The organism is Algivirga pacifica, assembly GCF_039543525.1.
GTDB classification, from domain to species: Bacteria; Bacteroidota; Bacteroidia; order Cytophagales; family Flammeovirgaceae; genus Algivirga; species Algivirga pacifica.
Window position 1 is genome coordinate 105,792 of record NZ_BAABJX010000022.1, and the last position, 23,938, is coordinate 129,729.

19 protein-coding genes are annotated in these 23,938 nt (G+C 37.0%); 4 read left to right on the forward strand and 15 right to left on the reverse strand.

Going from position 1 to position 23,938, the window contains the following annotated elements; translation table 11 throughout:
* Positions 1-45: 45 nt before the first annotated feature.
* From ABD985_RS07365 to recF, 7 genes are all read right to left on the reverse strand, one after another.
* Positions 46-1,647 (reverse strand): DUF4301 family protein, encoded by a 1,602-nt coding sequence (locus ABD985_RS07365; RefSeq protein WP_345370513.1) that lies wholly within the window; start codon positions 1,645-1,647, stop codon positions 46-48.
* Positions 1,648-1,869: 222 nt separating this feature from the next.
* Positions 1,870-2,895, reverse strand: coding sequence for a dTDP-glucose 4,6-dehydratase (gene rfbB, locus ABD985_RS07370; protein WP_345370516.1), 1,026 nt, complete (start codon positions 2,893-2,895; stop codon positions 1,870-1,872).
* Between the two features lie 5 nt (positions 2,896-2,900).
* Positions 2,901-3,761 (reverse strand): dTDP-4-dehydrorhamnose reductase, encoded by an 861-nt coding sequence (gene rfbD / locus ABD985_RS07375; RefSeq protein WP_345370517.1) that lies wholly within the window; start codon positions 3,759-3,761, stop codon positions 2,901-2,903.
* A gap of 13 nt (positions 3,762-3,774) precedes the next feature.
* Positions 3,775-4,335, reverse strand: a complete 561-nt coding sequence (rfbC, locus tag ABD985_RS07380; RefSeq protein ID WP_345370518.1) for a dTDP-4-dehydrorhamnose 3,5-epimerase — start codon at positions 4,333-4,335, stop codon at positions 3,775-3,777.
* Between the two features lie 10 nt (positions 4,336-4,345).
* Complete coding sequence (rfbA, locus tag ABD985_RS07385; RefSeq protein WP_345370520.1) at positions 4,346-5,236, reverse strand: glucose-1-phosphate thymidylyltransferase RfbA; 891 nt, start codon at positions 5,234-5,236, stop codon at positions 4,346-4,348.
* A gap of 21 nt (positions 5,237-5,257) precedes the next feature.
* Positions 5,258-6,340, reverse strand: a complete 1,083-nt coding sequence (locus ABD985_RS07390; protein ID WP_345370521.1) for a mannose-1-phosphate guanylyltransferase — start codon at positions 6,338-6,340, stop codon at positions 5,258-5,260.
* A gap of 156 nt (positions 6,341-6,496) precedes the next feature.
* Positions 6,497-7,597, reverse strand: a complete 1,101-nt coding sequence (gene recF, locus ABD985_RS07395; protein WP_345370523.1) for a DNA replication/repair protein RecF — start codon at positions 7,595-7,597, stop codon at positions 6,497-6,499.
* Between the two features lie 237 nt (positions 7,598-7,834).
* Here recF and panB point away from each other — a divergent pair, with 237 nt between their 5' ends.
* Together panB and ABD985_RS07405 are read left to right on the forward strand one after the other, a co-directional pair.
* Entirely contained in the window at positions 7,835-8,653 is an 819-nt protein-coding gene (panB, locus tag ABD985_RS07400; RefSeq protein WP_345370525.1) for a 3-methyl-2-oxobutanoate hydroxymethyltransferase, read from the forward strand.
* 7 nt (positions 8,654-8,660) lie between these two features.
* Positions 8,661-9,341: an RluA family pseudouridine synthase gene (locus tag ABD985_RS07405; protein WP_345370527.1), complete on the forward strand. Its 681-nt coding sequence runs from the start codon at positions 8,661-8,663 to the stop codon at positions 9,339-9,341.
* 40 nt (positions 9,342-9,381) lie between these two features.
* Here the strand turns inward: ABD985_RS07405 and ABD985_RS07410 are convergent, their stop codons facing one another.
* The gene (locus ABD985_RS07410; RefSeq protein WP_345370529.1) at positions 9,382-10,812 is read right to left on the reverse strand and encodes an aldehyde dehydrogenase family protein; all 1,431 of its coding nucleotides are present in this window, start codon (positions 10,810-10,812) and stop codon (positions 9,382-9,384) included.
* A gap of 201 nt (positions 10,813-11,013) precedes the next feature.
* Positions 11,014-12,042, reverse strand: a complete 1,029-nt coding sequence (locus ABD985_RS07415; protein WP_345370530.1) for an aminopeptidase — start codon at positions 12,040-12,042, stop codon at positions 11,014-11,016.
* Positions 12,043-12,225: 183 nt separating this feature from the next.
* On the opposite strand from ABD985_RS07415, the gene ABD985_RS07420 reads away from it, so the two are divergent.
* On the forward strand, positions 12,226-13,185 hold the full coding sequence (locus tag ABD985_RS07420; protein ID WP_345370532.1) for a GDP-mannose 4,6-dehydratase: 960 nt from the start codon (positions 12,226-12,228) through the stop codon (positions 13,183-13,185).
* Positions 13,186-13,270: 85 nt separating this feature from the next.
* On the opposite strand, the gene dxs is transcribed toward ABD985_RS07420, so the two are convergent.
* The 5 genes from dxs to metG all read right to left on the reverse strand — a co-directional run bounded on the left by dxs (position 13,271) and on the right by metG (position 20,647).
* A complete protein-coding gene (gene dxs / locus ABD985_RS07425; protein WP_345370534.1) occupies positions 13,271-15,190 on the reverse strand; it encodes a 1-deoxy-D-xylulose-5-phosphate synthase in 1,920 nt (639 codons plus the stop codon).
* A gap of 333 nt (positions 15,191-15,523) precedes the next feature.
* The gene (locus tag ABD985_RS07430) at positions 15,524-16,384 is read right to left on the reverse strand and encodes a flavin reductase family protein (RefSeq protein WP_345370536.1); all 861 of its coding nucleotides are present in this window, start codon (positions 16,382-16,384) and stop codon (positions 15,524-15,526) included.
* A gap of 111 nt (positions 16,385-16,495) precedes the next feature.
* Positions 16,496-18,181: a hypothetical protein gene (locus ABD985_RS07435; RefSeq protein ID WP_345370538.1), complete on the reverse strand. Its 1,686-nt coding sequence runs from the start codon at positions 18,179-18,181 to the stop codon at positions 16,496-16,498.
* Positions 18,174-18,368, reverse strand: coding sequence for a hypothetical protein (locus ABD985_RS07440; RefSeq protein ID WP_345370539.1), 195 nt, complete (start codon positions 18,366-18,368; stop codon positions 18,174-18,176). The genes ABD985_RS07435 and ABD985_RS07440 overlap by 8 nt, the downstream gene beginning before the upstream one ends.
* Before the next feature lie 212 nt (positions 18,369-18,580).
* Entirely contained in the window at positions 18,581-20,647 is a 2,067-nt protein-coding gene (metG, locus tag ABD985_RS07445; protein WP_345370540.1) for a methionine--tRNA ligase, read from the reverse strand.
* A gap of 195 nt (positions 20,648-20,842) precedes the next feature.
* On the opposite strand from metG, the gene ABD985_RS07450 reads away from it, so the two are divergent.
* Positions 20,843-21,583 (forward strand): class I SAM-dependent methyltransferase, encoded by a 741-nt coding sequence (locus tag ABD985_RS07450; protein WP_345370542.1) that lies wholly within the window; start codon positions 20,843-20,845, stop codon positions 21,581-21,583.
* A 60-nt stretch (positions 21,584-21,643) separates the two neighbouring features.
* On the opposite strand, the gene ABD985_RS07455 is transcribed toward ABD985_RS07450, so the two are convergent.
* The gene (locus ABD985_RS07455; protein ID WP_345370544.1) at positions 21,644-23,461 is read right to left on the reverse strand and encodes a hypothetical protein; all 1,818 of its coding nucleotides are present in this window, start codon (positions 23,459-23,461) and stop codon (positions 21,644-21,646) included.
* Positions 23,462-23,938: the final 477 nt, after the last annotated feature.

Below are 23,938 nucleotides of genomic sequence, written 5' to 3' on the forward strand. Positions count from 1 at the left end.
TATTCTTTTAGAGGCACCTTTTTTACTTTATAATCTATTGTATCCTTATATACTTCTCATCAATTGATCCTTAGTCATATGCTCACGTCTAAGTAAATCATTCACCTTTTTTACCGGGCTAAATGTATTGGCAGGAACCTCTACAAATAAAGTATTCCAATCAGACATAGACCCATTCCAAAGTCCCGGTAATTCTTGAGACTTAACCTCAAGACCATTTCTTGATTTTATCGCAATAAAGCCAGTATTTGGGTCTCTGTATTTCAGCAAATCAAATTTATTTCCCTCGTAATCTCTAACCGCACAAACAATATCTACAGGGTTAAAGTGAGTCGACTGCTGTATAATTTCCTTTACTTGTTCATTCTCTTCATCTAACTGCGCACTCTCTACAATCTGTAAAGAAACTGATCCATCACTATTTTTTGCCCAGAAAGGTCCTCCGCCCGGCTCACCTTCATTCTCTACCATGCCACAGACTCGAATAGGGCGATTCAATTTACCAATCACATAATCTTTTTTATCAGATAATGACTTGCTAACATAGTCCTCTGGGAAAATTGTACAAAGATTTTCATTGTAGAAGTTTTCTATTTCATCTAACAATGAAGTCAATTCTTCTTCACTCTGCACTTCGTCCAATGCATGTAAGAATGCAAATATATTTTCTTGGGCTTCCAAGAGTACTCCACCCAATACCTTTTTATTGAACTCCAAAGAAGGCTTTAATCGGTCAGGTTGTACATTATCAATATTCTTGATAAAAATAATATCAGCATCCAGGTCGTTCACATTTTCCAGCAATGCACCATGTCCTCCTGGTCTAAACAATAGCTCATCGTCTTCTTTTCTGAATAAGTTATTGTCCATATCTACCGCTACGGTATCGGTTGAAGGCTTCTGTTGTGAGAAACTAATGTTATACTGAGTTCTAAAACGTCTCTCGTATTTTTCTCTGATACGATTAATATGATATTCAAACTTTCGCTGATGCTCCGGAGATACTGTAAAATGAATATTCACATGACCTTTACAATCGCGAGCATACATTGCTCCTTCTACCAAATGCTCTTCTACAGGTGTACGCATCTCCTCATCTCCATATTTATGGAACTTCAATAATCCTTTAGGAAGAGATCCATATTCCATACCATCATTTTCCAAAAGTGCCTCCAACATTTCTACGTAGGCTCTTTTTTCTACCAATGCATCCAAATCCTTTCCTTTTCGGATCATCAGTTCCTGTAAATCATTATAAAATGCGGATTTCTTAATTCCATCAAACAACTCCAATACGTCCAAGTCATCTCCTGAAGCTTGAAAGGTATCCGTTCCAACCTCCGTTCCTCTGTGCTTTCTCAAAAACTCGTAAGCTACCTTAAACATACGTGTAGCTGCCCCTGATGCTGGCACAAATTTAACGAGCTTTTTTCCTTCTATACATTCTTCAAACTTGATTTCATAGGGGATTTTATCCGTTTCTGATACTTGCAGAATACCATCGGTTGTTACAGCAGCCTTAACCACTGCCATAGGAGGAAAACCTTTCTGAAAATTTTTGATTTGGGCATCTAAAGTTTCCTTGGTAATACCTTTATTCTTGAGTAGCGCTTTGTCACGCTCAGAGAGTATCATAGTATCTATCATCTTGACGTTAGTTTTAAATATTGGTTAATCAGAAGGTGATTTAATTTTTTGAGTTTTTTATAGAATTCACTTGTGTATTTAACAAAAGTAGGGAAGCAATGGATAGGAAAAAATCCCTATTACTAGTGAATTAATGCAATATTAATATGCAACTAAGCATTGATAATCACAAAAAAAACGGAAAATATCCCGTTTTTTTAATATTTGTAGTATTTATAACATTTACTTCACTAAAGCCATATACTTCTCTAAATACCAATCCACTGTTTTTTTAATTCCAGACTCAAAGTTTTCCTCTGCTTCCCAGCCTAAATCATTTTCAAGCTTAGTCGCATCTATAGCATATCGACGGTCATGCCCTGGACGATCTTTGACGAATGTAATAAACTGCTTATAAGATCCTTCACTCAATGGTTTTCGTCCATCTAGCAATTCACATATCGTATGTACGATATAAAGATTATCTCTTTCGTTACGTCCACCAATGTTATAAGTCTCTCCACTGACTCCTTTATGGTATACCAAATCAATACCTTTACAATGATCCATCACATATAACCAATCTCTAATATTTTTTCCATCTCCATAGATTGGAATAGACTCTTGATTTAATGCCTTGCGAATAATCACCGGTATCAACTTTTCATCATGTTGCTTTGGTCCGTAATTATTAGAACAATTGGTAGTTACAACATTCATTCCATACGTATGGTGATAGCTTCTTACGATCATATCACTACTCGCTTTAGATGCACTATATGGACTGTTAGGTGCATAAGGCGTCTCTTCCGTAAACAATCCCTCAGCTCCTAGTGTACCATATACTTCATCCGTAGAAATATGATGGAAACGAGCATCTTTATAAGCTTCTTTATACTGAAAAGGACTTTCCATCCAATAGTTACGAGCGACATCAATCAAAGTAAATGTACCATTCACATTGGTTTGTATAAATGCCTCAGGTCCGGTGATGGAATTATCCACATGTGACTCTGCCGCAAAGTGAATCACTCCCTGTATATCGTGTACTTCAAATAACTTTTGAACCAATGCTCGGTCACAAATATCTCCCTCTACAAACTCATAGCGTGGATGATCTGAGGGAATCTCACTCAGATTCTCTAAGTTACCGGCATACGTCAATTTATCTAAATTGATTAAACGATAATCTGTATATTTTTCTATAAAATAAGGAACGAAGTTAGCACCTATAAAGCCCGCTCCTCCTGTGATCAATATTGATTTCATGGATATTATTGAATGTTATGTACTGATAATAATTCCAGACAAGTTTTTAAACTTGTTCTCCAGTAAGGGATTTCTATATCAAAAGCTTCCTTGATTTTAGTCTTGTCCAACACACTATAATGAGGTCTTGCAGCCGGCGTGGGATAAGCAACAGTAGGAATAGGATTTACCTTTACCTCTGCTCCCTCCAAAATAGCTAAAGCAAAATCATACCAACTCGCTACTCCTTCATTACTAAAGTGATAGACACCAAATAACTCTTTGTCTTGTCGTATAATCTCTACCACCACTTTTGCTAAATCTCCCGCATAAGTTGGTGTTCCGATTTGATCGACAATAATCCCTAATTCCTCTCTTTCACTTCCTAAACGAAGCATAGTCTTTACAAAGTTGTTTCCGAAAGATGAGTACAACCATGAGGTACGCAGGACTACTGTTTTAGGATTTGCTTTCAATGCCTGCTGCTCGCCTTGCAACTTTGTCAATCCATATACACTAATAGGTTTCGTCTTATCTTCTTCCTTATATGGCAAAAATGACTTTCCATCAAAAACGAAATCCGTCGATATATGAATAAGCTTAGCTCCAAACTGCTGACAAGTCTCTGCCAATACCTTTACCCCTAAAACATTCACCTTTTCAGCCAATGCTTGATCTGATTCCGCTTTGTCTACAGCTGTATAGGCTGCACAATTCACACAATAATCAAATCCTTCCTCCTGAAACAACTGTTGAACACCTTGCTGTTCTGTAATATCCAACTGATCTATATCAACAAAAACGAAAGAATCCGTCTGCTGCTTAGAAAGTTCTCTCAGCTCCTGCCCTAGCTGTCCATTAGCTCCTGTAACAAGTATTTTCTTCATAAATCGCTATACTTTATAAGGCTGAATATATTTTCTCGAATGATGAGAATGTTGGTAATTGTTGGTCCTTTTCAGAGATAATCATATCCTCCTCCGGGATCCCCCAATCTATGTTAAGGCTCTGATCATTATAAATGACACCTCCTTCAGCCTTTGGATTGTAGAAATTGTCACATTTATAAAAGAACTCAGCTTGTTCACTCACTACCACAAACCCATGAGCAAATCCTCTAGGAATGAATAACTGTTTTCTATTTTCAGCAGTCAACTTCACGGCAACATGCTGACCATAAGTCTCCGACTCAGGTCTTAAGTCTACCGCTACATCGAGCACCTCTCCTGACAATACCCTTACCAACTTTGCTTGGGCAGCATCTCCATACTGTAAATGTAATCCTCTCAATACACCGTAGCGGGAGCTGGATTGATTATCCTGTACAAAATCAACAGACAAACCCGTTACTTCTTCAAACTGCTTTTTATTAAAGCTTTCAAAGAAGTACCCCCTTTCATCGCCAAAGACCTTAGGCTCTATGATATAACAGCCTGATAGTTTCGTTTCTTGAATATTCATAACTTGAAATTTATACACCTACCTCTTTTACCTTTCTTGAAGACTTTTCCAGTTGTACCAGATACTTTCCATATCCACTTTTAAGTAATGGCTCTGCCAGAGTCTTTAATTGCTCCCCATTAATATAGCCCATACGATAAGCAACTTCCTCAATACAACCTATTTTCAACCCTTGACGCTCCTCAATTACCCTTACATATTCTCCTGCCTGCATCAATGAGGTGATGGTTCCAGTGTCCAACCAAGCCGTTCCCCTATTCATTACTCCCACCTTTAGCATTCCTCTGTCTAAATAAACCTTATTCACATCTGTAATTTCCAGCTCACCTCGATCACTTGGCTTAATATTCTTTGCAATCTCTACGACCTGATTGTCATAGAAATAGATACCCGGTACTGCATAATTTGATTTTGGTTCCTTTGGTTTTTCTTCAATAGAAAGAACATTTCCTTCCTCATCAAAATCAATTACTCCATAACGCTCAGGGTCATGTACGTGATAAGCATAAACAACACCTCCTTCGATATCCGTATTCTTCTGCAGTAGCTCAGAAAGCCCCGTACCGTAAAAGATATTATCTCCTAATATCAATGCTACCTTATCATCCCCTATAAATTCCTCCCCAATAATAAATGCCTGTGCCAGTCCCTCTGGTTTAGGTTGTACCGCATAAGAAAAGTTACACCCCAACTGCTTACCATCTCCTAACAACTGCTCAAAAAGTGGTAAATGTTCAGGAGTAGAGATAATTAATACATCCCTAATCCCTGCCAGCATCAAGGTAGAGAGTGGATAGTAAATCATCGGTTTATCATAAACAGGAATTAGCTGCTTACTTATAGCCCTCGTCAAGGGGTGCAAGCGAGTACCGGATCCTCCGGCCAGTATTATACCTTTCATATCTAATAATGTAATGGGTTTTTATATAAAATCTTGACCTTTCTCTTCCTTCACGTCACTGACAAACTGTTTGATTCTTTGCTCCTGATCTTTCTGACAAATCAGTAACACGTTATCATACTCTGCTACTATATAATCTTGCAGCCCCTGAACGATCACCAATTTATCCTGAGGAGTTTTCACCACTGTTTCCCTTGTTTCATAAGTCATGATATTACCCTGTAAAACATTCTCATCCCTATTCTTTTCGGCTTGTTCATACAAAGATTTCCAAGTACCCAAGTCTGACCAACCAAAATCACTCCTCATTACATAAACATTGTCAGCATATTCCATGATCCCGTAATCAATAGAGATACTTCTACATTGGTAATAAGCCATCTTCAAGGCCTCTTGCTCCTTATCTGTATAAAACTTGTCTCTCATTTCATTAAAGGGAGCTGCAATATCAGGTAGGAGTTCATCAAACTTTTTAATAATTGCCTGAGCATTCCAAATAAAAATCCCCGCATTCCATACAAAATCACCACTAGTGATAAAGCTTACTGCCAACTCATAGTTGGGCTTTTCTGTAAATGTCTTTACAGGTTTCAACTTTCCTATGCTGGTGTCCGCTTCATCATTGACTTGTATGTAACCATAACCAGTATCAGGTCTACTGGGACGTATTCCCAATGTCACTAATATATCTCTTTCCTTGGTTTCATCCAGTACATAATTAAGTGTATTTCTGAACTCCTGAACATTCATAATTACATGATCCGCTGGAGATACCACGATATTTGCCTGTGGGTTTTTAGCCGCTATCTTATAGCAAGCATAAGCAATACAAGGGGCTGTATTCTTTCTATTGGGCTCCAATAATATCTGCTCATCCTCTAAAAAAGGAAGTTGCTCCTTCACTAAATCATAATATTCAACACTTGTCACCACATAGACATTACTAAGAGGACAAACCTCTTCAAAACGCTCTACTGTTTGTTGAATCATCGTCTTTCCAACCCCCAAAATATCCTGAAACTGTTTCGGATAACGCTGTCTACTGAATGGCCAGAATCGACTGCCGATACCTCCTGCCATAATGATCACATAATTATTATTCATAGTGGTTCAGTTTTTGGTTTTACTAAAAAGTGACGGTCTTCTCTTATTGACAATCATTACGCAATATTATTTACTACAGTGGGAAAAACCGTTGCATAAAGCCATAAACCCTACTTCTGTAATACTGAAAAGCAGCCTATTAATATTTATTCACTATTAGTTATTCTTTATATCCTTAACGTTTAAAAACTTGACCTCAGCATCTAATATAGATAATAACTGCCTGGTTCGTTCTTCCCTCGCATCTGTCACAAAAATTTGCCCGAACTGATGGTCTGCTACCAGTTGTAACAACTTTTGTATTCTATGATCATCCAATTTATCAAATATATCATCCAATAGTAATACAGGCTTGGTACTCACTAATTGTTTGATCAACTCAAATTGTGCTAGCTTCAAGGCGATCACATAGGACTTTTGTTGCCCTTGAGATCCATATTTTTTTAAAGAATATCCCTGTATTTTAAAATCATAGTCATCCTTATGTATCCCCTTTGTAGTACGTTGTAGCATGATGTCTTTAGAGAAACTCTCCTTAAACTGTACTAAAAAATCATCCTTGCCTACATCAGATTTATACGATAAAGATACTTCTTCTGCATTATCCGTTAAAAAAGAATAATAATGCTGAAACTGCTCATTATAAGCCTTTATAAAAGAATTTCTCTTCTCATAAATATAAACATTCAATGCTGATAGAGGCTCGTCATATACAGCGAATAAATCTTGATCAACCAAATGGAGAGGGTACTCATGATATTGTCTCAATAAGCTATTGCGCTGCTTCAGTAGCTTATTATATCGAATAAGTTGTTGTAGATATTCAGCATCTGCTTGTGAAATAATACTATCAAAAAATTTTCTTCTCTCCTCACTTCCTTCTCGCACTAAATCAGTATCATGTGGAACAATTAATACTGATGGAAACTTACCAATATGCTCACTCAAACGCTCATATTCTTTTTTATCAATACTGAATGATTTTTTTCCTTGCTGATACCCCGCATGTATTCGGGTGACCTTCTCCTTCTTATCCACAAATCCAAGAATCATAAAAAATCGCTCCCCATGCTTTACATTCTGAGACTCTACCGAACTAATCGCACTCCTAGTCATAGATAAATAATGAATCGCATCCAATAGATTCGTTTTTCCACAACCATTCGGTCCCACCAAGCAATTAATCTCTGGAGAAAACGAAATATGTGCTTCCTCATAATTCTTAAAGTTAATGATGTTCAGTTCCTTCAGATACATACGCTATAGCACTTACTTTTACCTCCCCCCACAATTGTCGCTATATTCATGAATAGTTTTTATCGTATAATTATGGTGATAGACCTTTTACCTTTACTTCTTACCTTTTCGCTTTTTTCCTTTATTTTTGCATTTCGAAATTTATATAAAAAAAGCACTCCTTCTTAGAAGTTCGCCATATTTTACCTATTCCGTGTTTTAAGTAATAAAACACCTCTTCATTTAAACTTGAAAGCGATGTCTGTACATAAAAAAGAAATCAAAAAAGTTACTACTCACCAATTGCAGGCAATGAAAAGCAGAGGAGAAAAAATCTCTATGCTTACTGCCTATGATTTTTCAATGGCTAAAATTCTCGATACAGCAGGTATTGATGTTCTTTTGGTAGGAGACTCTGCATCTAATGTAATGGCTGGTAACGAAACTACTCTTCCTATTACATTGGACCATATGATTTATCATGCGACCTCTGTGGTAAAAGCGGTAGATCGTGCGCTTATCGTGGTAGATATTCCATTTGGTAGTTATCAAGGAAATTCTTCAGAAGCATTGAGATCTGCTATTCGTATTATGAAAGAATCCGGTGCACATGCTGTAAAAATGGAAGGAGGAGCAGAAATCAAAGAATCTATTCAGAGGGTACTCTCTGCTGGCGTTCCTGTCATGGGACACCTTGGCTTGACCCCTCAATCAATTTATAAATTTGGTACCTACACTGTAAGGGCTAAAGAAGAAGAAGAAGCAAAGAAACTCATCGAAGATGCTAAATTACTGGAAGAGTGTGGTTGCTTTGCTATTGTACTTGAAAAAATTCCAGCGAACCTTGCTAAAAAAGTAGCAGAATCCTTAACGATTCCTGTTATAGGCATAGGTGCTGGAGCAGATGTGGATGGACAAGTACTAGTGGTACATGATATGTTAGGTATCACTAAAGACTTCAAACCACGCTTCCTTAGACGATATGCCGACTTGGATCGCATCATGACCGATGCTACCAAAGCCTATATCGACGATGTGAAGAGTCAAGATTTTCCAAATGAAAAAGAGTGCTACTAAATAAGTGATGAAGGATTTAAATATTTTGTATGAAGACAACCATATTATTGTTGTCAACAAAGAAGCAGGGGTACTAGTACAAGGAGACAGTACTGGCGACGAGCCTCTTTCCGATAAGGTAAAAGCTTATATCAAGAAAAAATACGATAAGCCTGGGGATGTATACTTGGCTACCATTCACCGGCTAGACCGTCCTGTAAGTGGTGTAGTTCTGTTTGCAAGAACTTCCAAAGCCGCTGATCGCTTGTCTAAGCAATTTCAGGATCGCTCCGTAAAAAAGACCTATTGGGCCTTAGTTAGCAATCGTCCTCCTGAAGATGAGGATACTTTAATCCATTGGATCAAGAAAGATACTGAAAAGAATAGGGTACATTGTTATGAGTCTGATCGTAGAGGTGGACAAAGGGCTGAGTTATCCTATAAACTTTTAGGTAAAGTAGGACAATATTACCTTGTACAAGTTAACCCTAAAACGGGAAGACCACACCAAATTAGAGCTCAACTAGCAAAAATTGGTTGTACTATCAACGGTGACTTGAAATATAAGGATAAAATAAAAAATAGAAATGGAAGCATTCACTTGCATGCTAGACAACTAGAATTCATGCATCCTACTAAAAAGGAGCCTGTAAGAATTACGGCCAAATTGCCTGAGGATAAGTTCTGGCAGAACTTTACACAATTCTAAAAATAAGACTACCTATCGGTTGATAGGTAGTCTTATTTTTTTAAAACCACTTTTTCAATGTATTAATCATTGTTGCACTGAAAGGAGTATATGGAGGATACAGCATACTCATATTGGTCAATCCAACTTTTTGTTTCAAGACTGAACGCTGATTACTAAACTCCAGGAATGAGTAATACCCATTTGCTTTTCCTATACCACTATTATTTACCCCTCCAAATGGCAAATGCGGGTGTGCTACCTGTAATATCGTTTCATTAATCGCTGTAGATCCTGCGGTAGAGTGGTTGAGTAAATACTTTTGTGCTCTTCGACTTTTACTGAATATATAATAAGCCAATGGCTTTTCTCTTCTATCAACTATTTCAATAGCCTCTTCCAAAGTCTTATAAGTATTCACAGGAAGCAATGGTCCAAATATCTCTTCCTGCATCACTTTCATATCCTCTGTCACATTTCTTAAAATCGTTGGAGCAATATATAAATCATCACGATCCCATGTACCTCCGCATACGACCTCAGCTCCTTTGACGATCGCATCTTCTATAATCCCAACGATACGATCAAAGTGCCTCTCATTTACAATTCTACTTAATGCCTCTGCCTGTTGTATACCTTTTCCATCTGCATTGTACATTTTTTGCATGGATTCCTGTAAAGCATCTAAGAATTCCTTCTCTATCTCTTCATGCACCAATAAATAATCCGGAGCGACACAGGTCTGTCCCATATTGGTCAACTTGCCCCATATAATTTTTTTAGCAGCATCTTTTTGGTTGACTTTTTTATCTACAACTACTGGTGATTTTCCTCCTAGCTCTAAGGTCACTGAACTTAAGTTCTTGGCTGCCGCATTCATAATAATCTTTCCAACTTGCGGACTACCTGTAAAGTAAATATGATCAAAAGGCATCTCCAGTAAAGCAGTAGATACCTCTACTCCACCTTCAGCCACATATGCCTCCTCTTCCTCAAATACCTCACTAATGATCTTCTTAACGATGGAAGAAACATGAGGAGTCATTTCAGAAGGCTTTAAAATGGCCGTATTTCCTGCGGCAATCGCATTGACAAATGGTCCCATTTGCAAAAAGAAAGGATAATTCCAGGGAGCAATGATCAAACTGACCCCTTTAGGCTCATAAACGACCTTTCCAGAAGTTGTAAATAATGGTAACGGTGTGGATACATATTTGGGCTTCATCCATCCCTTCAGGTGTTTAATACACTCCTTAATTTCTTTGTTAGCCACATAAATTTCCGTCATAACGGCCTCCACCTCATGCTTTCTCAAATCAATATGAAGAGCTTGTTCTATCTCTTTTTGATGTGATAACATATAACGTTGCAACTTCTTTAAACGATGAATACGCTCTTTGGCAGTACTTGTTCGCCACTCTATTGCTTTTACTTTTTGTTTCTGAAAAACTCTTTCCAGATCATTAATCGTTGTATTAACCACTGTATTCATTATATCTTTATTTAGCCAGAATAGCAATCTTAAAAGTCTCTTTACAAATACAGAACGAATGATCATTCTGTTTTGTTTCAAATGAAAATATCAAAAGAGAATCGCTTTTGATATTTTTTATATAGTCCTAATAATGTACTTTATTTTAAGCTTCTTAAAAAATTATAAGCAGTAAAAAAGTGAGGTATCCTTCATTTTTAATTAAAACAAAGGTTTATAGGTTTCCTTTAAGTATTTAAAATAAGCCTGGAAATCACTATCAAACTCCTGCTCAAACTGTTCTCTAAACTGATTTTGCCTTTCTCTATACCTTTTATAACTCATAAAAAAAGTATTGTTAGGCTGAAAGTCCTGAAAATAAGTGTAGTAATTTTTATTATAAAAATCGACCGTAATCAATCCTTTCATAATCTCAGTAATCAATTGTTCCTTTTGTAATTTTTTTTCTTCCAAAGGAATTGTTTCATCAAAAGAACTATATAAAGAATCTAGGCGATTGGTAGAGGATAATATATACTCTGAAAACTTCTTTCTATCTTCTTTTCGATTAAGATAACGTTGATACTCTTCACTTTCTACTCCATACTTATATGCCAAAAATAACTTGGCTCCTTCATCTCCTACAAAATCAGCCAAGTTCTCATTATAGGTCACATTATTTTTGATATACAAAGTTCCATGGGTCAACTCATGGATCACTAATTGAGTAAGACTTCCTATATTACGATCAAGTGTAGAGGATAATATAGGATCATTCAGAACCCCAAGAGTAGACCAAGCACTCACCTCTCCTATACGGGTATCCCAACCGTCCTTATCCAACTCTCTTTGTTCTTTCTGAGCAAGGTCATACTCAAAAAAACCTTTGTAAGAAAACGTTCCTAAAATCGGAAAAGTCCATTCCTTTGCTTCCAATGCAAAAGGCTGGCAAGCGGTTACTGTCCACAATAATGGTTTACCTTGCTGATCAAACATTTTACGATAACTTCCAGATTCATTTAATCCTAGGGAATCAATTGTAAACTGTCGGATCTCCTGCACCAATCTTAATTTTTCTTTTTTATCCTCTGGATAATCAGCGTCTTGTAAGTATTCTTCAATAGGTCTAGCCTCCATCAAGACTTTTAATTGGCCGTAGCCCTGACGCGCTCCATAAATCACATGTTCATAGTTCCACAAAAGATATAATACTACAAAAGTCAATACCGTCCAAAGCAGTTTTTTCAGCATAAATTCAAAAGATCATAGGTTAGTAAAGTAGAAGAATAAAACCTTTCTTAACTCATTATTTAACTATAATAAGCCAGAATAGAAATATTTTAGGGATTCTCGAACTTAAAATGTTAATATAGCAATAATTGTTGACTGACTTTTGCCTTTACTGTCAATTATAACTCTGTGAATACAGGCATTATGAATAGAATTTTATTAACTGGTACGGCGGGATTTATTGGTTCCCATTTATCTGAAAAGCTTTTAGAAGAAGGTTATTCTGTTATTGGTCTTGATAACTTTGATCCCTTTTATGATCGAAAAATCAAAGAACGTAACCTATCTCATTTTATAGACCATCCAAACTTTACCTTTCAGGAGATAGATTTCTGTGACATGACTGCTTTACAAACTATCCCTGAGTTTGATATGGTGATCCATTTAGCAGCCAAAGCAGGAGTAAGACCTTCTATAGAAAATCCAGGCTCCTACATACAAACGAATATTCAAGGAACTAACAATATTCTGGAGTTAATGCGCCAACGCAAGGTTCATAAAATGGTATTTGCCTCCTCCTCTTCTGTTTATGGAAACAATACAAAAATACCATTTACGGAGACTGATGAGGTGAATGGTCCTATATCACCTTATGCCTTTAGTAAACGATCTTGTGAGTTGATGAACTATACTTATCATAGTCTTTATAATATGGATATTCTCAACCTTCGTTTCTTTACAGTCTATGGACCAAGACAGCGCCCTGATCTTGCTATTCACAAATTTGTGAGAAAAATCCAAAATGGAGAAGGTATTCAAATGTTTGGTGATGGTTCTTCTGCCAGGGACTATACATTTATACATGATACTATTGATGGTATTTTTAGAGCGCTGAAATATGTAGAGAACCATCAAAACGTCTATGAAATCATTAATCTTGGTAACCATACTCCTGTCAAATTATCTGAACTGATTAATACCATCGATCAGGTTACTGAACAGGAAATGGTGATAGAGCAGCTTCCTATGCAAGCTGGAGATGTAAACATCACTTATGCCAATATCGATAAAGCGCAAGAGCTTTTAGGATATATGCCTAAAACATCTATCCACGATGGGCTGAAAAAATTTGTAGAATGGTACGATGAAGTGAATGCTTATTAAGGTGATATTAAATTTATAAAAAAAAGCACTATCAGGGAGTAACTTCCTAATAGTGCTTTTTTTATAAACTTAATTCCAGAAAATATTACTTGGAGTATATTGTTTTTACTTCTGTCATTTCTTTTACTGCATTCAGTATTCCCTCATGATCAAAACCAGCATAACGCTGTAGTTCCAACTGAGTTCCCTGCTCAATGACCTCATCAGGAATACCTAGCCTTTTTACAGAAGAAGTATAATTATGATCTACCATCCATTCTAGAACAGCACTACCAAAACCACCCATGATACAACCATCCTCAACCGTAATTACCTTTTTGTACTTACTGAATACTTCATGTAGCATGTTACCATCTAATGGTTTCACAAAACGCATATCGTAATGTGCAGGATTTAAACCTTCAGCTTCAAAGCGTTCCTGTAGTTCAACTACATAATTACCAATATGTCCAAGAGTTAGAATAGCAACCTCTTCGCCATCCTTGATTTTTCTACCTGTACCAACTTCAACTTTTTCCATTGGTGTTCTCCATTCCGGCATAACACCTTGCCCTCTTGGATAGCGAATAGAAAATGGCCCATTATGTTCTGTTGCTGTAAACATCAAGTTTCTTAACTCCGACTCATTCATTGGAGAAGATACTACTAGATTAGGAATAGAGCGCATATAGGACAAATCATAAGCACCATGATGAGTGGCACCATCTGCTCCTGCAAAGCCTGCACGATCCAAACAGAATACTACAGGAAGATTCTGAATACATACATCGTGGACCACCTGATCATAAGCACGCTGCATAAATGAAGAATAAATATTACAGAAAGGAACCATCCCTTGTACTGCCATACCTGCTGATACAGTCACTGCATGTTGCTCTGCAATACCCACATCCAATGCTCTATCCGGCATCTCTTTCATCATAATATTCAATGAAGAACCCGATGGCATTGCAGGAGTTACTCCCATGATTTTTTCATTCTGCTTCGCCAGCTCAAGAATAGTTTCTCCAAACACTACCTGATACTTAGGTGCTTGAGGTGTTGGATGAACCGTCTTGTTAATCTCTCCAGTATCCTTGTTAAATTTCCCTGGAGCGTGCCACTTTGTTTGGTTTTCCTCCGCGGGCTTAAAGCCTTTCCCTTTAGTTGTGACACAATGCAATAACTTAGGTCCCGGAATATGCTTTAAATCTTCCATAACACTAACCAAGTGATTAATGTCATGACCATCTACCGGACCAAAGTAACGTAAGTTCAATGCTTCAAAAAGATTACTTTGCTTAAGCAAAGCGGTCTTCATAGATGTTTCTAGTGTACTTGCTACCTGTTGTACCTGAGGGGCTACAGTCTTGATACTCTTTAGCATGCTAGAAACCTCAGAACGAATCTTATTGTAAAGAGGTGAGGTTGTAATATCCGTCAAGTAATCCTTTAATGCTCCAACATTTGGATCAATTGACATACAGTTATCGTTCAAAACGATCAATAAATTAGTATCGGAAACTCCAGCATGGTTCATCGCCTCAAACGCCATCCCTGCCGTCATAGCTCCATCTCCAATTACAGCGATGTGTTGACGATCCAACTCTCCTTTCTGTTTAGAAGCTAATGCCATACCTAGTGCAGCTCCTATTGAAGTAGAAGAGTGTCCTACCCCGAAATCATCATAATGGCTCTCTGCCCTTCTAGGAAAGCCTGAAATTCCTCCGTATTGTCTATTAGTATGAAACTGGTCCCTTCTACCAGTCAATATCTTATGTCCATATGCCTGATGCCCTACATCCCATACCAATTTATCCTCTGGAGTATTGAATACATAATGCAAGGCTACTGTTAGTTCTACGACACCAAGGCTTGCACCAAAGTGCCCTCCAAATACAGAGACATGATCAATAATGTATTGACGTAACTCAGTACAAACATCTAACAGTTTATCTGCATCAACCTCTCTTAATTCTTCTGGAGAGTTAATCTGAGCCAGTAATGAACCAGGTTTGACGAACATTTTCTTGAATTTTTATCTGTGTCCTGCATTCACAGTTAGTCATATTCAGTACGCTGTTGGCTTTTGCCAAAAAGTAGCAGGTCAACGTCACTGAAATCGTTGTATTTAAATCGTTATTACTCTTTCCTCTTGAGAATATTTATAAAAGTGAATGGACTTTCATAAATACTTTTAAACTATAAGAAATAGTAGAAGTACTTTTTATCATTGAAAGTTGCAATATTACTTAAAAAACACCTAAAGTGTAGGATTCTATTCCAGAAACTATGGTGATTTACTAAGCTTTACCACATTGATAACGGTTTGCATAGAAAATTGTTAAAAAAAGAAGGATTACTTTTCAAACGTTGTCAATAATACCTTCCATGCTTCCATGATTTTTCCATCATCCAACAAAAAACTCGCTAACTCATGAGGGTTTCCTTTTACTTGGTAGGTCTCTATCTCCTCTAGTTCTATCAATGTTGGCATATGAGTCACACTTCCCAGACGAGCAAGATTATTCCCCGTCAAAACACCACTTTTACGAATTTCTTCCGGCAAAGCATCAATACCTATAGAGCTCGCATCAGGGGCTGGCTTGGGCACTTCAAACATCGCATCCCTATTAGCCCTTACATACCAGTTGCCTCCCATACGACCTACCAAATCTAACTTTACACTATCCACTATACCATTTTTATCTAGTATGGTCTTTTTCGCATGCATCAACAATACCTCACATATAATGAGATTTCCAGCTCCTCCTTCATCTCCTAAAGCGATAACTTCTTTTACCTTACACTCAAATTGTACCAAGGCCTCTCCTATTAGTGGTGGCTTGACATATATGGCTTTCTCTTCTGTAAAACCCGCTTTGGCAAACTCATTCACTCCTTTGTCAAATTCCGTACTAGCTAGAGACATTTGCTCTACAATACTATAATCTACAACACCAATCACTACTTCAGGTATTTCTCTAACATTTTCCAAAGTATGTTTGATAGTATTGTTTCGAACTCTTCTGGCAGGAGAGAAAATCAATATAGGAGGATTGGCACTAAAGGCATTAAAAAAGCTAAACGGACTTAGGTTTACATTTCCTTCCTTATCCATTGTACTCGCAAACGCAATAGGCCTAGGCCCTACAGATGCTAACAAGTTACGATGAAAGGTAGCAGTATCTACTTCTTTTGGGTCGATAGTGATTCTCATGTTGTTTATTTATGGTAAATATGGTTGTTGGTTATTAACCACAAAAAGTACTGCTTCTTATCGTAATAACAAAAAAGCTAAGATTGTCTCTACAACCTTAGCCTTATAATTTTAATAATCTATCATTCTTTGAGATGCGTTCCAGCGTATTCCAAAACTGCTTAAGTGCATCGGAGTAGATGCTTCCTCCTCTCCTGTTGAGACTGATCGATAAATATGTCTTAGATCTAAAAAGAAATTATGAAACAGTTGATAACTAACATTCACCTCTCCTAGCTTATAAGTGGATTGAATACCTTGCCCGATATAATTACCATATTCCTGTACTCGATCACTGTAACTAAGAAATATGTCACTTCCCCAGTTTTCCGTATTGGAGTTCTTTCCTTGGAGAGCATAAATCCCTTTGACTCTCAATTGTAATCTTGGCAGTGCAGAAGGTTGATACCTCAGGACACCTATATATTCCCTGAAGTTAGCTCCTAATGGATGTGCTAAATGTTGATTGTAATGTTGATAGGCTCCAGGATAAACTTGATCGTTCCATTCTGCTCCTAGGTAATGGGAATACATATAAGGTTTTACCACATTATATTCTGCTTGTAGGTCAAGATTATCTATCCCCAATACATCTATATATTTCAAACCTGTCTGTAGCGCTTGCTTATTGGCAAACCAGCCGGTTCCTTGTATCAGGTCCCTTACCTTAAGGTCATCAATAACCAGCTGTGTGTATAGCAGTAACGTATTGAATACATTCCATTTTGCATCCAAACCGATCTTGACACTATGACCATCTCCTAAATCATGTTCCAAAGCCCTATAGAACATCATAGGATTCAAATAGCCTATTTCCCAATCTCCCCAATGCATTACAGACTCAAATAAACCTATATTGAAATTTTTGGTCACATTTAAGCTAAGATGATGCAGCGCTAAATACTTTTGTGGATAAACATCATTCACCTTATTGTTATCGGCAATCAGCTTTGCAAAAAGGTTGGTATACTGAAGTTTCCATACCTTAGTATTGATACGCGTAAAGAGGTAATCATTCGCATGGGCAGACAATAATAATGATCGATAACCATCCCCTATAAAATTACGATCATACCCTGCTTGTACATCAATACTCTGAGTCAAATTAAATGTGATATATCCTCTGGCAGAAAAGAAGTCATATTGTCCCTCTGCATTTTCGCCCTTTTTCCAGAAACCCTCTCCTGGAAAGGCATTTTGCTGTCCTAAACGATCTTCTATTACAGAAGGAACGCGCATCTGATTATCTACCAGATAAGCATAAAAGCCAATCTTATTATCTAACTCTCCTCTTAAAGTTATTCCTCTAGTATTGTAGTAAGGTGTATACTCCACTTTACTATCTCTCGCAATCAACGTATGTAAAACTGGATCAATCTGTAGTCGAAAGTTATCTTCCTCTACACTGTAAACAGCTCCTTCTTGCTGATAGAAATATTTGAGAAATGGTTGCTTCCTTTCTGTTTGTATACTATCGGTTACATATCCCCAATTATCCCGTAGAAGATACTTTTGATTAAACAGATCTGCCCCGCTCCTTTTTCCATTCTTTATCGCTAAAGCAACAATATCTGAACGATCCAAAGGACGAAAGGATGAATGTACCCCTCCATCTCCTTTGATCAACATACGATCAACTAAATGATAGTAATCTTGATTATAAGGAGCGTATACCTGTGCTTTTATCTCTTGAGTACCAAAAAAGGTCAATGATAAAAAAGTAACTCGGCATAGTCTCCTCCAAAGCATTCTACTCATTCTTACTCATTTTTTTATACTGAAAAAATCTCAAGGTTGACAACCCCATTGCTACTGCCCCCAAAATGAAAAGTTGTTGATATCCTTCCATTCCTGTAGTATAATTTTTTATTCCCATTACTACACATACAATACCACAAAGTAGCAAAAGTACACCCATCACGAGTGTCATATTTTTCTTATTCATGTTCAGTCTTCGTTTATTAAAATTCTCAATAAAAAATATCCTATAATAGGCTCAAGATACAGAAAAGGCAATACCTAGAACAGCATAGAGTAAATTTTGTAAGATTATAATCGTGGTGAGATGCGATCGTTTATTCTTACACTCTAATGGACTATTCTCTGGTATTGCCTTTTTATAGTATGTTGGTTAAAACTAATACTTCTTTTGTATTACTATCTAATCGTACTTCCTTCTGATACCGTACTAATAGGTGATACAAAAGATAGCGATCCGTCTTTATCCTCCGCCATCAAAATCATACCTTCTGACATAATTCCACGGATTTTACGTGGCTCAAGGTTGACCAAGACGCTGACTTGCTTTCCTACGATATCTTCTGGAGCATAGTGTTCAGCAATACCACTAACAATTGTTCTCTTGTCAATTCCGGTATCTACGGTCAACTGTAGAAGCTTTTTCGCTTTCTTTACTTTTTCTGCAGCCAAGATTGTACCCACGCGGATATCCATCTTTTGGAAATCGTCAAAAGTAGTTACTTCTTTTTGAGGCTCTGCTGCTTGCTGCGCTAGCTTTGTTTGCTCCAATTTCTCGATTTGAGCATCGATTGCTTTATCCTCAATTTTCTCAAACAACAAACTAGGTTTTTCAATCTTATGTCCAGCAGGAATAAGATCTACGCTTCCAGCTTTCTCCCAGCTCAACTCTTCCAGTGCCAACATCCCTTGTAATTTACTCGCAGTTGACGGAAGGAATGGTTGCATCACAATTGCTAAATTAGCTGTAATCTGCACTGCCAGGTTCATAATCGTTTTGACCTGCTCAGGATTTTCCTTTACCAACTTCCAAGGCTCTGTATCAGCCAAGTACTTGTTACCCAAACGAGCCAAGTTCATCATCTCGGCTTGTGCTTCCTTGAACTTATATGCCTGAATCAATTGAGAAATCTTGGTAGGGAATTCCTCTACTTCTTTAATCAGATTGTCTTCCATCTCAGACAAAGCACCTCTCTCAGGAATAGCCCCGTCATAATACTTGTTGGTAAGTACCAATGCTCTGTTGATAAAATTACCCAAGGTAGCTACCAACTCATTATTATTTCTCTCCTGGAAGCCCTTCCAAGTAAACTCCGCATCCTTGTTCTCAGGAGCAATAGCCGTCAATACGTAACGTAATACATCTTCTTTACCTGGGAAGTCTTCCAGATATTCATGTAACCATACTGCCCAATTTCTGGATGTTGATAACTTTGCTCCTTCCAGATTCAAGAACTCATTGGCAGGAACATTATTCGGAAGAACAAAGTCACCATGTGCTTTTAGGATAATCGGGAAAATGATACAGTGGAATACGATATTATCCTTACCGATAAAGTGTACCAATTTGGTATCTTCTTTTTTCCAGTAATCCTCCCAGTTTTTACCTTTCTCCTGTGCCCAATCTTTAGTCGCAGAGATATAACCAATTGGAGCATCCAACCATACGTAAAGTACTTTGCCTTCTCCTCCTTCCACTGGAACTGGTACACCCCAGGTCAGGTCTCTGGTCATCGCTCTTGGCTGTAGGCCTTGTTCTACCCATGAACGACATTGTCCCAGTACATGTGTTTTCCATTCTTTAGGATCATGTTGTTGTACTCCATCCAATACTCCTTTGTCCAACCATTCCTTGATCCAGCCTTCATGCTTGTCCATTGGTAAATACCAATGCTTTGTACGCTTCAATACAGGTGTTTCTCCTGTGATTGTTGATTTAGGATCTATAAGTTCTGTAGGACTTAGTGAAGAACCACATTTTTCACACTGATCTCCATAGGCTCCTTCACTTTTACATTTAGGACATGTACCAGTAATATATCGATCAGCCAAGAACTGATCTGCTTTAGCATCATAGTACTGTTCTGACTCCTTGATCTCGAAATTACCTTTAGCATCCAACTCCTTAAAGAAATCCTGAGCGGTCTCTATATGTGTTGGTGCTGACGTTCTATGATAGATATCGAAATCAATACCGAAATCCTTGAACGCTTTTTTATTTATATTGTGATACTTGTCAATAATGTCATGTGGTGTTACTCCTTCTTTTTGCGCTCTAATCGTGATCGCCGCTCCATGTTCATCACTTCCACAAATAAAAGCTACCTCCTTGCCCATCAATCTCAACGATCTCACATATATATCTGCAGGAAGGTAACAGCCTGCAATGTGTCCAATGTGCAAAGGACCATTAGCGTATGGAAGCGCTGAGGTAACGGTATATCGATTATATTTATTTTCTGACATGCTCTTAGAATTACTGGAACTTATATTCGTCGTTCAAATCACAAAATTACGAAACTATCTATAATTAAATAATGGAATAGTTGAATAATTAAATCCCGAAAAAATTGATCAAATCACAAATTCCTTTGTTGAATAATAAGATGTTTCATTGATATATTTGGACGCATTTTTCACGCTAGGCTAAACAATATTATTATGGGGAAAAAGAAAGAGTGGTTTGATGAGTGGTTTAATACAACATATTATCATCTCCTGTACCGTAATCGAGACGACTCTGAAGCTCAATTTTTTATGGATAACCTCATTCGCTTTCTAGAGGTTACCGATCAACAACTAATCATGGATCTGGCTTGTGGCAAAGGCAGACATTCTATTTACCTCAACAATAAAGGGTTAAAGGTAGAAGGGTTAGATCTTTCTGAGGCCAATATCACTTACGCCAGACAGTTTGCCAATGAGCGTTTGACTTTTACGCAGCATGATATGCGCCTTACTTATAAAGAAGAAGCCTTTGACTATGTCTTCAATATGTTTACCAGCTTTGGCTATTTTGAAACTACTATAGAGGATATCAAGGCAATACAATGTACCGCTCAAAATCTAAAGAAAGGAGGTATTTTGGTCATGGATTACTTCAATACCTATAAAGTTATCAACAGCTTACCCAAAAAAGAAGACATACAAAGAGATCATATTACCTTTATGATTCATAAGTTCCTGAAGGATCAATTTGTATTCAAAGAGATTGCTTTTAATGATGATGGTCGTGATTATATTTTTACAGAGCGTGTCAAAGCTATGACAGAAAAGGATTTCCAACATTGTTTTGAAAAGGCTAATCTAAAAGTTATTCACACTTTTGGCGATTACGCACTTAATCCTTTTGATAAGAATAATTCAGATCGTATGATTTTTATAGTCCAGAAGGAAAGTTAATAACTTACGAATGATGAGTTATGAGTTAAAATTTTTAACTCATAACTCATCATTCATAACTCAATTAATATTATCTCCCCTTAAGTATCGAAAGCGCTTACGGGCCTCTACACCGTAACTGCTTCCCTTAAACTTGATCAATTGATCTTTGTAGTAATCCATCGCCTTCTCTTTGTCAGAGAGTTCTCTCTCGTATAATTCTCCCAGTACAAAATTGGCATCATCCGCCCATAGATCATAAGGATAGAAGTTAACGATATCTTTCAATGGAACTAAAGCCTCTTCAAAACGTCCCATTCGTATCAATAATTGTGATTGCTGCCATAACACTTCATCTGTGAGATTATGTCCCTTATAAGTTATCAACATTTGTTCATATCCCTTTAGGGCTTCCTCTATTCTTCCTTGAAATACCAATAAATCAATACGGGCATACTCTTGCATAGCAGCTGCTGTAGTATCCAGGTTGAGGTTATCATCAATCAATAATGCCAATTCCATGGCATCATTGGAGATCTCTCTAGAAGTAGCCAGTTTAAGGATATTCAGGTGATCTTTAGCAAGCTTAAATTCCCCAGTATAGTAAGAGAGTTTAGCATTCTTCAATTTAGCATAATGTCCTATGGTTGTTTCTTTCTCCGACTTTTCCACTTGAGAGTAAAGCAAGGAAGCTTCCCAAGGCTCTCCCTTCAATAAGTAAATATCTCCGAGGTCCAATTTTGCTTGTGCTAACAATTTCCTATGAACTGTTCGGTTATTAATCAAACTCTCCAGTACTTCAATAGCCTCATCTCTCTGGTCAAGATAAAATGCCTGTAATAAAGCCATATTTCTTACTGCATCAGCAGTAGTACTTTTGATTCCTACCTCATCAATAATCTTTTGGTAGTCCTGTACCAAAGACTCTATTTTAGTTTTATCAACAGGAAAGGTATTTTTTACCAACAATTCCTTCGACCTTATCAACATTTTGCGAGCACCTGCATATACCGCCTGATTATTATAACGCTCTACCAAGTACTCAAAAATTTTGATAGCTGTTTCGTAATCTTTATTATTTAAAGCAATCTTACCAATCTCAAAAACCTTAAAACCTTCCAGCCTTTTTCGTCTATCAATCGACTTTGCCTGAAAAAATGCCTTATAAAACTCGTTGCGTTGTAGGTAATACCACATCAATAACTCTCCGTAAACTACCTGATTGGGATGCTTCTGTACATTGCGAATTAAAGCTTCTTCCAAAAGAATGTATTCACTCTCTTTGCTGAGTCGATCTTGTAAGGCCATCTCCACATACTCCTTTTGACTTTCATCTTCCTTGAGAGCTGTCATATACTCTTCTATCATCTTATCTTTCTTTCCCCATAAGGAATAAAGATCAGCCTTCTCAAAGTTAAAGTTCTCATTACTATGTTTCTCCCCTAACAAGTAACAATACTCTGCACCATCAAACATATTGTAGTCAATCAGATAATGTGCTACATGTTTAAGCTGCTCTGGTTCTTTCTTCAGTTCATTGGCAAAAGCATACAATTGTTCTGTGGCTTTGGTAGAATCACCTTGCATAAACATAAAGCGAGCATAATCTACATTATAGGTAATGTTGGTAGGTTCTGCTTTAACCAATTTTCTTAAATACTTTTTCGCCTCTTTCTCTTGTTCCAGACGAATCAACACATCCAGATAGTTTTTATGGATCTTGTATATTTCTTCCTTATTCTTCGCAACCTTCTTATATATTTCTAAAGCTTTTTCATATTCTCCGTTGATGTAATACTCATCTGCCAGCGCAATGGTATTATCCTGCGCAACTCCTTTTATACTGATGAATAAAAGGAAACAGATGAATACACTTTGGAACATGCTTTTTTGATTCATAGGTTCAGGCTTTTTTTAGTTTATCAACATTACTATTTATAGATAAAAAAAAGAAAAATTAATTTTCTATTCTCTTTATAATAGTAATAGTAGTGTGAATATGTGAATACTTTGACTTACTCACATTATTTGATGAGATATCCACAACTTACAAACATCATAACTTACTGATATATAGTTTAATATATTAGTTATCAACGGGAGTTTATAAAGTAATCTTGTAGGATACTCATTGTGAATAGACCGTGTATAACCCCCTGTTTTTATTCACAGGAATGTTGACAGGTTTTTGTGGATAATTAGAGGTTTATGATAATGTGAATAGCTGTTGATAAATAAGGCACTTATTCACGCACTATTCACTATTCACAAATTTCTAATAAACTGATGTGTGAATATGTGGATAACTTATAGTATTAATCCAACTTTGTTTATCATTTAAACAATTTATTTAAATGAATTTAAATAGCATCTATA

What these genes read in the sequence shown, in the direction of transcription:
- ABD985_RS07365 (WP_345370513.1), bottom strand. Translation starts at nt 1,647, where the DNA reads ATGATAGATACTATGATACTCTCTGAGCGTGACAAAGCGCTACTCAAG.
- rfbB (WP_345370516.1), bottom strand. Translation starts at nt 2,895, where the DNA reads ATGAAATCAATATTGATCACAGGAGGAGCGGGCTTTATAGGTGCTAAC.
- rfbD (WP_345370517.1), bottom strand. Translation starts at nt 3,761, where the DNA reads ATGAAGAAAATACTTGTTACAGGAGCTAATGGACAGCTAGGGCAGGAG.
- rfbC (WP_345370518.1), bottom strand. Translation starts at nt 4,335, where the DNA reads ATGAATATTCAAGAAACGAAACTATCAGGCTGTTATATCATAGAGCCT.
- rfbA (WP_345370520.1), bottom strand. Translation starts at nt 5,236, where the DNA reads ATGAAAGGTATAATACTGGCCGGAGGATCCGGTACTCGCTTGCACCCC.
- ABD985_RS07390 (WP_345370521.1), bottom strand. Translation starts at nt 6,340, where the DNA reads ATGAATAATAATTATGTGATCATTATGGCAGGAGGTATCGGCAGTCGA.
- recF (WP_345370523.1), bottom strand. Translation starts at nt 7,597, where the DNA reads ATGTATCTGAAGGAACTGAACATCATTAACTTTAAGAATTATGAGGAA.
- panB (WP_345370525.1), top strand. Translation starts at nt 7,835, where the DNA reads ATGTCTGTACATAAAAAAGAAATCAAAAAAGTTACTACTCACCAATTG.
- ABD985_RS07405 (WP_345370527.1), top strand. Translation starts at nt 8,661, where the DNA reads ATGAAGGATTTAAATATTTTGTATGAAGACAACCATATTATTGTTGTC.
- ABD985_RS07410 (WP_345370529.1), bottom strand. Translation starts at nt 10,812, where the DNA reads ATGAATACAGTGGTTAATACAACGATTAATGATCTGGAAAGAGTTTTT.
- ABD985_RS07415 (WP_345370530.1), bottom strand. Translation starts at nt 12,042, where the DNA reads ATGCTGAAAAAACTGCTTTGGACGGTATTGACTTTTGTAGTATTATAT.
- ABD985_RS07420 (WP_345370532.1), top strand. Translation starts at nt 12,226, where the DNA reads ATGAATAGAATTTTATTAACTGGTACGGCGGGATTTATTGGTTCCCAT.
- dxs (WP_345370534.1), bottom strand. Translation starts at nt 15,190, where the DNA reads ATGTTCGTCAAACCTGGTTCATTACTGGCTCAGATTAACTCTCCAGAA.
- ABD985_RS07430 (WP_345370536.1), bottom strand. Translation starts at nt 16,384, where the DNA reads ATGAGAATCACTATCGACCCAAAAGAAGTAGATACTGCTACCTTTCAT.
- ABD985_RS07435 (WP_345370538.1), bottom strand. Translation starts at nt 18,181, where the DNA reads ATGAGTAGAATGCTTTGGAGGAGACTATGCCGAGTTACTTTTTTATCA.
- ABD985_RS07440 (WP_345370539.1), bottom strand. Translation starts at nt 18,368, where the DNA reads ATGAATAAGAAAAATATGACACTCGTGATGGGTGTACTTTTGCTACTT.
- metG (WP_345370540.1), bottom strand. Translation starts at nt 20,647, where the DNA reads ATGTCAGAAAATAAATATAATCGATATACCGTTACCTCAGCGCTTCCA.
- ABD985_RS07450 (WP_345370542.1), top strand. Translation starts at nt 20,843, where the DNA reads ATGGGGAAAAAGAAAGAGTGGTTTGATGAGTGGTTTAATACAACATAT.
- ABD985_RS07455 (WP_345370544.1), bottom strand. Translation starts at nt 23,461, where the DNA reads ATGAATCAAAAAAGCATGTTCCAAAGTGTATTCATCTGTTTCCTTTTA.